Source organism: Streptomyces sp. NPDC028711 (assembly GCF_055565415.1).
The window spans coordinates 253,551-266,899 of record NZ_JBVHUJ010000008.1; the positions used below are offsets into that span (position 1 = coordinate 253,551).

At 72.8% G+C, this 13,349-nt stretch carries 11 protein-coding genes; 4 read left to right on the top strand and 7 right to left on the bottom strand.

Annotation, left to right across the window (positions count from 1 at the left end; translation table 11 throughout):
• Positions 1–73 precede the first annotated feature (73 nt).
• Positions 74–925 carry a DUF6227 family protein gene (locus ACZ4VK_RS24970; RefSeq protein WP_468355940.1) on the top strand — a complete coding sequence of 284 codons (852 nt, stop codon included), beginning with the start codon at positions 74–76 and terminating at the stop codon, positions 923–925.
• Positions 926–977: 52 nt separating this feature from the next.
• Here the strand turns inward: ACZ4VK_RS24970 and ACZ4VK_RS24975 are convergent, their stop codons facing one another.
• A complete protein-coding gene (locus ACZ4VK_RS24975; RefSeq protein ID WP_468355943.1) occupies positions 978–2,066 on the bottom strand; it encodes a glycosyltransferase in 1,089 nt (362 codons plus the stop codon).
• A gap of 291 nt (positions 2,067–2,357) precedes the next feature.
• Here ACZ4VK_RS24975 and ACZ4VK_RS24980 point away from each other — a divergent pair, with 291 nt between their 5' ends.
• Entirely contained in the window at positions 2,358–3,392 is a 1,035-nt protein-coding gene (locus ACZ4VK_RS24980) for a hypothetical protein (protein WP_468355946.1), read from the top strand.
• A 95-nt stretch (positions 3,393–3,487) separates the two neighbouring features.
• On the opposite strand, the gene ACZ4VK_RS24985 is transcribed toward ACZ4VK_RS24980, so the two are convergent.
• The 4 genes from ACZ4VK_RS24985 to ACZ4VK_RS25000 all read right to left on the bottom strand — a co-directional run bounded on the left by ACZ4VK_RS24985 (position 3,488) and on the right by ACZ4VK_RS25000 (position 8,960).
• Complete coding sequence (locus ACZ4VK_RS24985; protein ID WP_468355949.1) at positions 3,488–5,509, bottom strand: PTS fructose transporter subunit IIABC; 2,022 nt, start codon at positions 5,507–5,509, stop codon at positions 3,488–3,490.
• Positions 5,506–6,459 carry a 1-phosphofructokinase gene (gene pfkB / locus ACZ4VK_RS24990; RefSeq protein ID WP_468355952.1) on the bottom strand — a complete coding sequence of 318 codons (954 nt, stop codon included), beginning with the start codon at positions 6,457–6,459 and terminating at the stop codon, positions 5,506–5,508. Before pfkB ends, ACZ4VK_RS24985 begins: the two co-directional genes overlap by 4 nt.
• Positions 6,456–7,217, bottom strand: coding sequence for a DeoR/GlpR family DNA-binding transcription regulator (locus ACZ4VK_RS24995; protein WP_468355955.1), 762 nt, complete (start codon positions 7,215–7,217; stop codon positions 6,456–6,458). Before ACZ4VK_RS24995 ends, pfkB begins: the two co-directional genes overlap by 4 nt.
• 198 nt (positions 7,218–7,415) lie before the next feature.
• Complete coding sequence (locus tag ACZ4VK_RS25000; protein ID WP_468355958.1) at positions 7,416–8,960, bottom strand: MFS transporter; 1,545 nt, start codon at positions 8,958–8,960, stop codon at positions 7,416–7,418.
• Positions 8,961–9,022: 62 nt separating this feature from the next.
• On the opposite strand from ACZ4VK_RS25000, the gene ACZ4VK_RS25005 reads away from it, so the two are divergent.
• On the top strand, positions 9,023–9,982 hold the full coding sequence (locus tag ACZ4VK_RS25005) for a helix-turn-helix transcriptional regulator (RefSeq protein ID WP_468355960.1): 960 nt from the start codon (positions 9,023–9,025) through the stop codon (positions 9,980–9,982).
• A gap of 49 nt (positions 9,983–10,031) precedes the next feature.
• On the opposite strand, the gene ACZ4VK_RS25010 is transcribed toward ACZ4VK_RS25005, so the two are convergent.
• The gene (locus tag ACZ4VK_RS25010; protein ID WP_468355963.1) at positions 10,032–11,033 is read right to left on the bottom strand and encodes a sigma-70 family RNA polymerase sigma factor; all 1,002 of its coding nucleotides are present in this window, start codon (positions 11,031–11,033) and stop codon (positions 10,032–10,034) included.
• Positions 11,034–11,455: 422 nt separating this feature from the next.
• On the opposite strand from ACZ4VK_RS25010, the gene ACZ4VK_RS25015 reads away from it, so the two are divergent.
• Positions 11,456–12,514, top strand: a complete 1,059-nt coding sequence (locus tag ACZ4VK_RS25015; RefSeq protein ID WP_468355966.1) for a questin oxidase family protein — start codon at positions 11,456–11,458, stop codon at positions 12,512–12,514.
• 37 nt (positions 12,515–12,551) lie between these two features.
• On the opposite strand, the gene ACZ4VK_RS25020 is transcribed toward ACZ4VK_RS25015, so the two are convergent.
• Positions 12,552–13,340: a dioxygenase family protein gene (locus ACZ4VK_RS25020; RefSeq protein WP_468356372.1), complete on the bottom strand. Its 789-nt coding sequence runs from the start codon at positions 13,338–13,340 to the stop codon at positions 12,552–12,554.
• Positions 13,341–13,349 lie beyond the last annotated feature (9 nt).

Genomic DNA, 13,349 nt, shown 5'->3' on the forward strand with positions numbered 1-13,349 from the left:
GTTGACCCGGAGCGGCCCGCCCGGGGCGGGAACTTCCCCCTGGCGCCCTTCGTTTTCCGGAACCCCGGACACGATGTCAGACCCAGGGACTACGTTAAGCAAGCACCAAGTGACATGCGGCGACGGCCTGGAGACCCTCTTGAACGATCCGCAGGATCCTCACGATCCCTACGAGACGACCGAGACGCACATTGAGCGGCTCCTCGGCCGGGCGCTCAACTCCTTCGACCTGCCCGACTCGACCGTCGAGCGCCTCGGCACGGCGCTCGCCCACTCCAGCGCGCTGTACTCCTCGCACCACAGCGCGTCGCTGCACCGCTCCACCTACCGCCACACGTATCTGCTCGGCGACGGCAGCGCGCTCTCGCTCTGGGAGCTCACGCACAACGCCGGCCGGGACGGCACCGAGCAGCACGAGCTGTACGCCGAGGAGTCCGAGGCGCGGCTCGCCGCCTCGCGTCTTCCGTCCGAGTCCCTGCCGGGCTGGAGCGCGGAGCGCTCCGACGGCCGCGCCCTCGGCGAGGACGAGGACGACGAGGCCATGGCGCTCCTGAGCGCCCTGCTCGCCCGCCCGATACCCGCTCAGCCCCGGATGTACGAGCCGGACAACTCCGCCGACCACGCGCGCCGCGTCCTGCGGCGCGCGGAGAACGCGGACCGGCCGGGCGAGCGGACGGCCCGCCGGCTCCGGCTGGCCTTCGCCCACCACATCACCCAGGCGTTCGGGCGCCACTCCCCCGTGGAAGGGGGCCGGGACGCCGGCTTCACCCTCTACGAGCACCAGTTCCTGCTGCTCGACGGAAGCGAGGTCAGCCTCTGGGAGGTCGAGCACACGTCGACGCCGGACGGCCGGCACATGTGCGAGGTGTACGAGTCCGAGGGCGCGGCCCGCGAGGCGATGGAGTCGCGCTCCCGGGTCCGCTGACGCTCGCGCGTCCAGCCGTGGCATACCACACGGCTGCCGTTCCCCGCGCCGGTCAGACCTGCGCGGGGATGGCCGCCTCGGCCAGGCGGTCGAGGGCGAAGGCCCGGTTGCGGCGGGTCTGTTCGCGGTAGGTGGCGGGCAGCTCGGGGAGGGCGAGCAGCCGGTCGCAGGCGGCGAGGGAGGCGGCGTGGTCGCCGACCCAGTACGCGGTGATCGAGTACTCGAAGAGCAGCCCCCACCGGTACACCCACGGCTGGGTGAAGAGCAGGTCGTCGGGCGGCTCCCGGTCGAGGACGGCGGAGACGACGGCGTGCGCGGCCTGGTAGCGGCTCATCTTGCGCAGCCGCGCCGTCAGCTCGTAACAGGCTTCGAGGCGTCCCGGCCGCGCCTCCCAGGCCCGGGTGAGGGCGTCCATCGCGGCCGGCCAGTCGCCGGACTCGGCGCGGAGGACGCCGGACTGGAGCAGGGAGTAGTAGACCTCCTCACCCCAGCCGCCCATGGCCGCACGCCGTTCGTAGAGTGCGACGGCCTCGTCGGGGCGGCCCATGTCGCGGAGCGTCTGCGCGAGGTAGAAGACGGTACGGGGGTTGCCCGGGTCGCGGTCGAGCTCGGCGCTCAGGAGCCGGGCGTCCCGCTCGAACTTGTCGTGGCGTGAGCCCCCGTCGGCGTAGTCCTCGATGACGAGGGCGTCCAGGTTCTCCTGGACGTGGTCCCGGTCGGCCGTCAGGTACTCATGGGTGACGCCCTCGTACCGCCAGGGGAGATCGCCCCTGACCAGGCGTTTGATGCGGTACTCCAGGGCGCCCTCGTGGCGGATCATGTACGCGTCGGCGGTGAGCGCGGGCAGCGGGCCCTCCTGCCGGAGGACATGGTCGGCGTCGAGGAGCAGCAGGTGGTCGGCCCGGCCGCGGGCGTGCGCGATGTTCAGGCTGCGGTTGTGGCCGAAGTTCACCCACGGCTCCTCGCGCAGCTCGCCGGGAACGCCGGCGAGGGCGGTCCTGATCAGCTCCTGGGTGCCGTCGGTGGACCCGGTGTCCGAGATGACCCAGCTGTCGACGATCCCGCGGACGGAGGCGAGGCAGCGCTCGATGACGGCGGCCTCGTTCTTGACGATCATGCACAGGCAGATGGACGGCTTCACGGCAACACCACTTCCGGTGGGGGCGGAGGGAGCGGGTGGGGGAGCGATCGGGTGGGCGACCTTAGGGAGGGCACTCCAGGGGACCTCGGAGGCGCGCCGAGGGGCCGTTCCGAGTTCGCCGTCGTGTACGCATCCATTCGGCTGTCCGCGCTAGGCCATGGCGTGGAGAGTGGCGCGAGACCATCAAGAACGGGCCGTCACGTTCCGATGATCCGATTAACGGAAGCGAGAATTCCGCTTCCTTGGATCTCACTCGCACCGGCTCGGATCCGGTGGAGGAAGGAGCACTGCATGCGTCCTGATGCCAGGACCAGGTCCCCTCTCGGCCCGCTCCCCCGTCGACGCCCCTGGCTCGCCGGCGGGGCCATCGCCTCGGTCGCACTCGTTCTCACGGGCTTCGCCTCACCGGCGACGGCCGCCGTCCTGCCCGAACCGGGCACGGCGGGCGCGTCGCTGACGGGCCCTGCCACGGGCGACCACTGCGAGGAGCGTCCCCCGCACCACGAGGACGGCCCGCCGCCGCACCACGAGGACGGTCCGCCGCCGTGGGAGCAGAGCGGCCCTCCGCCGTGGGAGCAGAACGGCCCGCGCCATGCCGCCCAGGGCGGATCGTCGCCGGCCGACGACCTCCAGGCGTTCCTGGACCGGCAGATCCGGCCGCTCCTCGAGGGCCAGGAGCCCGGCGCCCAGCGCGCGGCCACGGGCGGCGGCTCCGAGTGCAAGGTGGGCCCGACGGGGCCGCCGGGGCCGACGGGAGCGACGGGGCCCACGGGAGCGACGGGTGCCACAGGTGCGACCGGCGCGACCGGCCCCACGGGGCCCACCGGACCCACAGGCCCCACGGGCGCCACAGGAGCAACCGGTGCGACCGGTGCCACGGGTGCGACCGGCGCCACAGGAGCCACCGGCCCCTGTTCCGACATCGACACGTACAGCCCCTCGGCCACCGAGGACTTCCAGGCGGTGCTCACCGGCGGCAAGTCCTTCGTCGGGAAGGCGAGCGTGCCGGGCGGGACGATCGTCTGGCAGGACCTCACCAACGCCGTCGCCACCATGACGGACCCCGCGAACGCCAACTACCCGACGGGCGTCTGCGGCATCGCCATCGAGGCCCAGGGCAACGACGCGTTCGTCAAGGTCGTCACCACGGGCGGCCAGGTCTGGCAGACGCACGGCGACATCATGGGCAACGCCTTCGTCTGGGACGAGGGCTGGTTCCAGCAGTCGACACCGACCCCGCTGGCGCTCCGCGCGAACAAGTTCACGCGCGCGTTGCCCTCCGGGACGGCACGGAACCTCGCCGTGCCGAACCTGACCCGCCCCTGACGGGCCGGTAACGACCCAGGGCACGACAGAGGGGCGGTGCGCTCACGATGCGCACCGCCCCTCCGGTCCGGCCCCTCCTGTCCAGGGGCCGGGGGTCAGGCCGCCACGGTCACCCTCGTGTCGACGGCCCGGGCGGGCTCCCCCTCCGGGGCGGTCCCGCGCATCCCCTTGAGGAGGATGACGAGACCGGCGCTCACCACCGTGCCCGCGACGATCGCGAGCAGGTAGAGGAACGGGTTGCCGATCAGCGGGATCACGAACAGGCCGCCGTGCGGGGCCCGCAGGGTGCATTCGAAGGCCATCGACAGGGCGCCCGTGACCGCGCCGCCGGCCATCGCCGCCGGAATGACCCGCAACGGGTCGGCTGCGGCGAAGGGGATCGCGCCCTCGGAGATGAACGAGGCGCCGAGCACCCAGGCCGCCTTGCCGTTCTCACGTTCCGTCCGGGTGAAGAGCCTGCCCCGCACGACCGTGGCGAGGGCCATCGCGAGCGGCGGCACCATGCCCGCCGCCATCACCGCGGCCATGACCTTGAGGGAGCCCTCGTTGGGGTTCGCGAGGCCGCCGACGGCGAAGGCGTACGCGACCTTGTTGACCGGGCCGCCGAGGTCGAAGCACATCATCAGGCCGAGGATGACGCCCAGGATGACCGCGTTGGCGCCGGAGAGCCCGGACAGCCAGTCGGTGAGCGCCTTCTGCAGCGAGGCGATGGGCTTGCCGACGACGAGGAACATCAGGAAGCCGACGGCGATCGAGGACACCAGCGGGATCACGACCACCGGCATGACGCCCCTGAGGACGGTGGGGATCCTCACCCGCTGGATGGCGAGGACGGTGGCGCCCGCGAGCAGACCGGCGACGAGGCCGCCGAGGAAGCCCGCGTTGACGGTGAGCGCGATGGCGCCGCCGACGAAGCCGGGGACGAGTCCCGGGCGGTCGGCCATCCCGTACGCGATGTATCCCGCGAGGACCGGTACGAGGAAGCTGAACGCGAGACCGCCGATCTGGAACATCAGGGCGGCCCAGCTGTCGGCCTGGCCCCAGGCGAAGTACTCGGTGACGGACGGGGCCTTGTCGATGTCCCAGCCGCCGATGGCGAAGCCGAGGGCGATGAGCAGACCGCCGGCGGCGACGAACGGGACCATGTAACTGACGCCGGACATCAGCCACTTGCGGAGCTTGGTGCCGTACCCCTCGTGCGGTTCGCCCGCGTTCTCGACGGGCGTGGGCCTCGCGGCGGATCCGGCGGAGACCTCGCCGCGCTCGGCCCTGCCCCGGACCTCGGCGATCAGTTCGGCGGGCCGGTTGATGCCGGCCTTGACGCCGACGTCGACGGTCGGCTTCCCGGCGAACCGTTCCTTCTCCCGTACGGGCACGTCGTGGGCGAAGATCACGCCGTCCGCGGCGGCGACGACGGCCGGGTCGAGCCGGGTGAACCCGGCGGATCCCTGTGTCTCGACGACCACCTCGACACCGGCGACCTGCCCGGCCTTCTCCAGGGACTCGGCGGCCATGTAGGTGTGGGCGATGCCGGTGGGGCAGGAGGTGACGGCGACGATGCGGAACGGCTCCTCGGCCACGGGAGCGGCCGGCGCCGCCGTCGGCTCCCCGGGCGCGGGTGCGGCCGGCACGCCCGTCGGCTCCTCAGGTCCCCTCTCCGTCTCCGTCTCAGGAGCTTCCTCCCCCGCGATCAGCGCCGCCGCCCCCGCCGGGGAGGTCGCCGTACGCAGGGCGCTCGTGAACTCCTCGTCCATGAGGTGGCGGGCAAGGGCGGAGAGGATCGTCAGGTGGGCGTCGTCCGCGCCCGCCGGGGCGGCGATCAGGAAGATCAGGTCCGCCGGGCCGTCCAGGGCGCCGAAGTCGACACCGGCGGCCGAGCGGCCGAAGGCGAGGGTCGGCTCGGTGACATGGGCGCTGCGGCAGTGCGGGATGCCGATGCCCCCGTCGAGGCCGGTCGGCATCTGCGCCTCCCGGGCCGCGACGTCCGCGAGGAAGCCGTCCAGGTCGGTCACCCGCCCGAGGGCGACCATGCGCTCGGCGAGCGAACGGGCCGCCGCTTCCTTGCTGTCGGCGGACAGGTCGAGGTCGACCAGGTCCGCGGTGATCATCCTGCTCATCGCGGGCTCCCTTGCTCACTGAGTACTCGGTCGAGGGGTACGTCGGAGGTCACCGTGACCGCCGACGGGTCCAGGTCGCCCGGCGTGGGCATCTCGCTGCCCGGCAGCTGGACGGCGGCGGCGCCGTGGGCGACGGCCGCGGCCAGGGCCTCGGGGCCCTCGCCGCCCGCCGCGAGGAAGCCGGCGAGCGAGGCGTCGCCCGCACCGACGTCGGAGCGGACCGCGGAGACGGTGGCGTGGCCGTACCAGACGCCGGCCGCCGAGACGAGGAGCTGTCCGTCGGCGCCGAGGCTGGCGAGGACGGCGCCCGCGCCGAGTCCGCGGAGTTCCTCGGCGGCCTTGACGGCGTCGCCGACGGTGAGGAGAGGACGGCCGACGGCCTCCGCCAGTTCGTCGGCGTTGGGCTTGACGACGTCAGGGCGGGCGGTGAGTGCCGCGAGCAGGGACGGGCCCGAGGTGTCGAGGGCGATCCGGGCGCCGGCGCCGTGCGCGCGGGTGACGAGCCGGGCGTACCACTCGGCGGTGAGACCGCGCGGGAGGCTGCCGCAGCAGGCGATCCAATCGGCGGCGGGCGAGTACGCGCCGACGGTGGTCAGGAGGGTCTCCGACTCCTCCTCCGTCAGCCGCGGGCCCGGTGCGTTGACCTTGGTGAGGGTGCCGTCGGACTCGGCGAGCGCGATGTTGGAGCGGGTGTGTCCGGCGACGGGGACGGGGGCGACCTCGATGCCCTGTCCGGCGAGGAGCTGGGCGACGAGTGCGCCGGGGGCTCCGCCGAGCGGGACGACGGCGACGGTGCGGTGTCCGGCGGCGGCGACGGCCCGGGAGACGTTGACGCCCTTGCCGCCGGGGTCCATGCGTTCGGCGCCGGCGCGCAGTACCTCACCGCGGGCCAGAGCGGGGATCTCGTACGTCCGGTCCAGGGAGGGGTTCGGAGTGACGGTGAGGATCATGCGCGGACGACTTCCGTTCCCGCCGCCTCGATGGCGGCGGCGTCCTCGGGGCTGAGGCCGCTGTCGGTGATGAGCAGGTCGACGTCGGTCAGGTCGCCGAAGCGGGCGAAGTGCTCCTGGCCGTGCTTGCCCGAGTCGGCGAGGAGGACGACACGGCGGGCGGCGGCGACGACCGCGCGCTTGACGGCCGCCTCGGCGAGGTCGGGGGTGGTGAGTCCGTGCCCGGCCGAGAAGCCGTTGGCGCCGAGGAAGGCGACGTCGGCGCGGATCTCCCCGTACGCCCGGAGCGCCCAGGCGTCGACGGCCGCGCGGGTCCGGTGGCGTACGCGTCCGCCGACGAGGTGGAGGTCGATGCCGGGGTGGTCGGCGAGGCGGGCGGCGGCGGGGAGGGCGTGGGTGACGACGGTCAGCGCGCGGTCGAGGGGGATCTCGGCGGCGAGGCGGGCGACGGTCGAACCGGCGTCGAGGACGACGCTGCCCTCCTCGGGCAGTTCGGCGAGGGCGGCCCGGGCGATCCGGTCCTTCTCGTCGGCGGCGGTGGACTCGCGTTCGGTGAGGTCGGGCTCGAAGTCGAGCGAACCGGCGGGGATGGCGCCGCCGTGCACCCGGCGGACGAGGCCGGCCCGGTCGAGGGCCTTGAGGTCGCGCCGCACGGTCTCGGCGGTGACCTGGAACTCCTCGGCGAGGGAGAGGACGTCGACGCGTCCGCCCTCGCGGGCGAGCCGCAGGATCTGTTGCTGACGCTCGGGTGCGTACATAGGGGGTTTACGTCCGTTTCGATGCCCGAACCTGTGGTTTCAGGGTCAGGCTACGCCCGAGTTTCCGCAAAGTAAACGGACTCGGGCACGGAAACGGGCACGAACGGACATGTGCCGTGGGGTGCGTACGCCGAAGGGCCCCGGGTCCGGGAGGATTCCCGGGGCCCAGGGCCCTTCAGGGGCGGCGATCGCGGCCGCTCAGTGCGTCAGCACCGGCTCCTTCTCGAACCCCACGGCGTCGGTGTCGTCATCGCCGCCCTCCAGGTGCTGCTTCGGCTTCGCCGGCAGGGCGAACATCACCAGGAAGATCACCGCGAGGACGCCCGCCGCCCAGCCCAGCGAGTTCTGGAAGGCGTCGGTGAAGGCAGGCCCCACCTCGGACGGCAGCCGGACGTTCCAGTCGTCGATCACGCCGAAGAAGAAGACCGACACCAGGCCGAGCCCCAGCGCGTTGCCCATCTGGCCCGTCGTGTTGATGAGGCCCGAGGCCGAACCCGCGTGCTCCCTCGGCACCTCGGAGAGGACCGCGTCCGTCAGCGGCGCCACGATGAGGCCCATGCCCAGACCCATGACCACCAGCGGCGGGACCATCTGCCAGGGCCCGATCCCGGTCCCGTACCGGCCCGCCTCGAAGAAGTAGAGGAGGACGCCCGCGATCATCGTCAGCGCTCCCGCCTGGAGCACCTTCCGGCCGAAGCGCGGCACCAGCTTCTGCACCGAGAGCCCGGCCGCCACGGAGACCGCCACCGAGAACGGCACCCCCGTGAGACCCGCCTTCAGCGCGCTCCAGCCGAGGCCGACCTGCATGTACAGCGTCCAGACCAGGAAGAAGATGCCAAGGACGACGCCGAAGGTCAGCTGCACCGCGATGCCGGCCGCGAAGCTCTTCACCCTGAACAGCGACAGCTCGACGAGCGGCGAACCGTCCTTCTTCGTCTTGTGCTTCTCGTACGCGACGAACGCGGCGAAGACGAACACGCTGCCGATCATCATCAGATGGCCCCACAGCGGCCAGTCCAGCTCACGGCCACGCGTCAGCGGGTAGATCAGCATCAGGAGCGCCGCCGCCACCAGGAGCATGCCGACGATGTCCAGCCGGAGCGCCTTCGGCGCCTTCGACTCGGTGATGAACTTCCTCCCCAGGAGCAGGCCCGCGATGCCGACCGGCAGGTTGATGAGGAAGATCGGGCGCCACTCGAGACCCGCGATGTTCCACTCCGTGAGCAGCGCGCCGAGCAGCGGGCCCGAGACCGCGCCGAGACCGATGATCGCGCCGAACATCCCGAAGACCTTGCCGCGCTCGTGCGCGGGGAAGGTGACGTGGATGATCGAGAGGACCTGCGGCACCATCATCGCCGCCGCCGCGCCCTGGAGCAGGCGGGAGGCGACCAGCATCTCCGAGTTGGCGGCGAAGCCGCAGAGCGCGGAGGCGAGCGTGAAGGCGGCGGTGCCGAGGAGGAAGAGCCGCTTGCGGCCGTAGATGTCCCCGAGCCGGCCGCCGGTGATCAGCCCGGTCGCGAAGGCGAGGGCGTAGCCGGCGGTGATCCACTGGATGGCCCCGGAGGAGGCGCCGAGGTCCTGCTCGATGCTGGGGATCGCGATGTTGACGATCGTGGCGTCGACCAGATCCATGAAGGCGGCCGTCATGACGATGGCGAGGGCGATCCAGCGCCTCTTGTCGCTCGGGCCGGCGGGAACCTCGTCGACGGGGGCCGCTTCCGTGACGGCGTCGTGTGAACTCATACGAAGAAGATAGAAGTCATCTAGGTCAGCTCGTGTCCTAGATCGGCCTCATCCTGGAGGGCATGACGGACACTCCGGCACGACTCCTGAATCTGCTCTCGCTCCTCCAGACCCCGCGCGAGTGGCCCGGAAGCGAGCTCGCCGAACGGCTCTCGGTCTCCCCGCGCACCATCAGGCGGGACATCGACCGGCTCCGTGACCTCGGCTATCCCGTCGAGGCGACGCTCGGCGCGGTCGGCGGCTACCGGCTCGTCGCCGGTACGGCCATGCCGCCGCTCCTCCTCGACGACGAGGAGGCCGTCGCCATCGCGGTCGGCCTGCGGGCGGGGGCCGGACACGCGATCGAGGGCGTGGAGGAGGCCTCCGTGCGGGCTCTCGCGAAGCTGGAACAGGTGCTGCCCGCACGCCTCAGGCACCGGGTCTCCACCCTTCAGAACGCCACGATCCCGCTCACCCGGGGCGACGGGGCCACGGTCGCACCGGCCACGCTCACCGCCCTCGCGGGCACGGTCACCGGCCGGGAGAAGCTGCGCTTCGGCTACCGGGCGGGGGACGGCGCCGAGACGAAACGCCTGGTCGAGCCCTACCGGCTCGTCTCCACCGGGCACCGGTGGTACCTCGTGGCGTACGACCTGGGGCGCGAGGACTGGCGCACCTTCCGGGTGGACCGGGTGAGCGAACCGCTCGCCACCGGCGCCCGCTTCACGCCGCGCGAGCTGCCGGCCGGCGACGCGGCGCAGCTCCTGCTCCGCTCCATGTCCCGCGCCCAGCCCGAGATGGACCTGGACGTCAGCTTCGAGGCCCCCGCCGACTTCGTCACCGCGCGCCTCCCGTCGCATCTGGTCCCGACGGAGACGGGGCCCGCCAGCTGCCGGCTGCGCGCCCGCGCGACGGACTCCGTGGAATGGCTGGCACTGCGCCTGGCCCTGGTGGACGCGCCCTTCACGATCCACGGCCCGCCCGCCCTCCACGCGTATGTGGAGGACCTGGCGGGCCGTCTGTCGGCATCGACGCGAGGTTAGGACTCGGGGCCGGGCCCGGGCCATGGCGGCCCCGGGTCCAGGTCCGGGCTCAGGCCGCCGCATCGAAGCCCGTGTCGCGGGCCATCTTCTTGAGTTCGATCAGGGCGTGCTTCTCGATCTGACGGATCCGCTCCCTCGTCAGGCCGTGCTCCTTGCCGACCTCGGTCAGCGTCCGCTCGCGGCCGTCCTCGATCCCGTACCGCATCCGGATGATCGACGCCGTGCGGTGGTCGAGCTTGTCGATGAGGTCGTCGAGCTCCTCGCTGCGCAGCAGCGTGAGCACCGACTGCTCCGGCGAGATCGCCGACGTGTCCTCCAGGAGGTCGCCGAACTGCGTCTCGCCCTCGTCGTCCACCGACATGTTCAGCGAGACCGGGTCGCGCGACCAGTCCAGGACGTCGACGACCCGCTCGGGCGTCGAGCCCAGCTCGGCGGCGATCTCGGCGGGCTCGGGCTCCCGCCCGTTCTCCCGGTTGAACTCGCGCTGCACCCGGCGGATCCGGCCGAGCTCCTCCACCAGGTGGACGGGGAGCCGGATCGTGCGGGACTGGTCGGCGATGGACCGGGTGATGGCCTGGCGGATCCACCAGGTCGCGTACGTCGAGAACTTGAAGCCCTTCGCGTAGTCGAACTTCTCGACCGCGCGCACCAGGCCCGCGTTCCCCTCCTGGATCAGGTCGAGCAGCGGCAGCCCACTGCGCGGGTAGCGCCGGGCGACGGCCACCACGAGCCGCAGGTTGGACTTGATGAAGAGGTCCTTGGCACGCTCGCCCTCCGCGACCAGCGCTTCGAGCTCCTCGCGGGACGCGCCGCCCGCCTCGCTCCGGACCTCACCGTCGAGGATCTGCTGGGCGTAGACCCCCGCCTCGATCGTCTGCGAGAGCTCGACCTCCTTGGCGGCGTCGAGCAGGGGCGTGCGCGCGATCTCGTCGAGGTACATGCCGACCAGGTCGCGGTCGGCGATCTCCCCGCCCACGGCGCGAACGCTGCTTGCCCGTGCGGCCCCGCTCTTGGCGGAGGTCTGACGACGGGCGACGGCACGGGTTGCCATGCGTGCTCCCTTGCTGAGTAGGTCGCGACACCCTTGCGAGTGCCCTGCATCCGACGGAAACAACGACTGGAATCAGGACAGAATTCCCACGCGGCACATGGATTTTCGCGATCATGCAGTATCCTGCGCGGCCGTCGCCCACGGCGGGCATGCCGCCGACACCCACGGAGGTGCAGGTCAGACCGGGCACGGAGGGTGATCCAGCGTCGCTCGCGGGGCCCCCGACCACACCGTCGGTGAGACCGCGATCACATGCGGCGTCGCCTTTCAAGACGCCGGAAGGGGGGAGGAGGTTGCCCCTCCGGACGCCCCCTCCGGGACGCCCCCTCGGGGGGCGCCTGCCGGGCTGAGGCGGCCTCGGACTCGCGGACTAGGTCGCCAGCCCGTTACGCCGCGCCCGCCCCCGCCCTAGCGTCGCCCCCATGAGCAATGCGAGCGGCATGACCGAGACGAGAGGCATGACCGAGATGAGCGACGACACCACCGGCACCCTCGACGAAGCCCTCGAACGCCTCCACACCACCGGCCCCGAGCGCAACGGCTGGCTCAGCAATCACGCCCCGATGGCCGTCGAGGCCCTGGTCCGCCACGGCCGGGCCCCGGCCGTGCACCGCTGGCTCGACCGGTACGCGCACAAGCTGGAGGAGCTGCCTCCCCCGTCCCTCCCCGTCACGGCGGACAACTGGCGGGAGGCGCTCGGCGACCCCGCCCGGATCACCGACTGGACCCGCTTCTTCGGGCACGAGCTCGACGGACGCCCCTGGCGCGAGGTCCTCGCCACCTGGTGGCCCCGGCTGCTGCCGGGCATCGCGGGCGGGGCGACGCATCCCGTGATCCGTACCGGGCATGCCGTACGGACCCTCCTGTCGTCCGGCGAGGAGACGGCCCCGCGCCGCGCCGAGCTGGCGCACGCGCTCGGCTACTGGGCGGCCCGCCACCAGCCGCTGCCCCCGCTCAGCCCGCTGGCCGCGGCGCCCTCGGCGGCGGCCGCCCTGGACGCCGTACCGCCGGTTCCCGCGCAGGACGGCGGGATCCGGGAGCGGCTCGGACAGCTGACGGGGTTCCCGGTGTGGGGCGCGGCCCCGGATCCGGAGACCGCGAGGGCGCTCCTTGTGGAGCTGGTGGCGGCGACGACGCACCGGTACGCGACCCACGGTCACGGCGAGCCGATCATGCTGGTCCACGCGGCGACGGCGCCGAACGCGGTCCTGCGCGCCCTCCCGGCGCTCCCCCGCGAGCTGTGGGCGCCGAGCCTGGCGGCGGCGTGGACGGCGGCGGCCGCGGTGACGGCCGCGTACACGCCGGGCGAGGCGGTGTCCGCCGCGCCCACGTCGCTGACCGCCGAGGAGGTCTTCGCGCGGGCGGCCGCGCACGGCGACGACCACACGATCAAGTTCACCGACACGGCGCTCGACGTGGGCGACCCGCTCGCGCTCGCCGCCGCCGTCCGTTCGGTGGAGCTGAACCCACCGGTGTTCTGAGGAGCCCGCCGACGACCGAGCCCGCCGGCGACCGGCCTCAGCCGAACTGCACGGACCGCTTGGCGAGGCCCATCCAGAACCCGTCGATCACCGACCGCTCCGCGTCGAGGTCGCCCGCCGCGTCCGCCGCCCCCATGGTGACGAAGAGGGGGGCGAAGTGCTCCGTACGCGGGTGGGCGAGGCGGCCGGCGGGCGACTTGTGCGCGAAGTCGAGGAGGGCGTCGACGTCGTGCGCGGCGAGGGCCTCGCGCCCCCAGGCGTCGAACTCGGCGGACCATCCGGGCACGCCGCCGCCGGTGTGGCGGAGGGCGGCGAGGTTGTGGGTGAAGAAGCCGCTGCCGACGATGAGGACGCCCTCGTCACGGAGGGGCGCGAGCCTGCGCCCGATGTCCATCAGGCGGCGCGGGTCGAGGGTGGGCATGGAGATCTGCAGTACGGGGATGTCGGCGCCCGGGAACATCTCGACGAGCGGCACGTAGGCGCCGTGGTCGAGGCCCCGGTCGGGGATGTCCTGGACGGGCGTGCCGGGCGCGCGGAGCAGCTTGCGGACCGCCTCCGCGAGGGCGGGCGCACCGGGGGCCTCGTACCGGACCTGGTAATAGTGCTCGGGGAAGCCCCAGAAGTCGTGGACGAGGGGGACGGTCTCGGTGGCGCCGAGCGCGAGCGGGGCCTCCTCCCAGTGGGCGGAGACCATGAGGATCGCCGTGGGGCGGGGGAGGTCGGCGGACCAGGCGGCGAGTTCGCCGGGCCAGACGGGATCGTCGGCGAGCGGCGGGGCGCCGTGGGACAGGTAGAGGGCGGGCATCCGCTCCGGCGTGGCGTCCATGGTGACGTC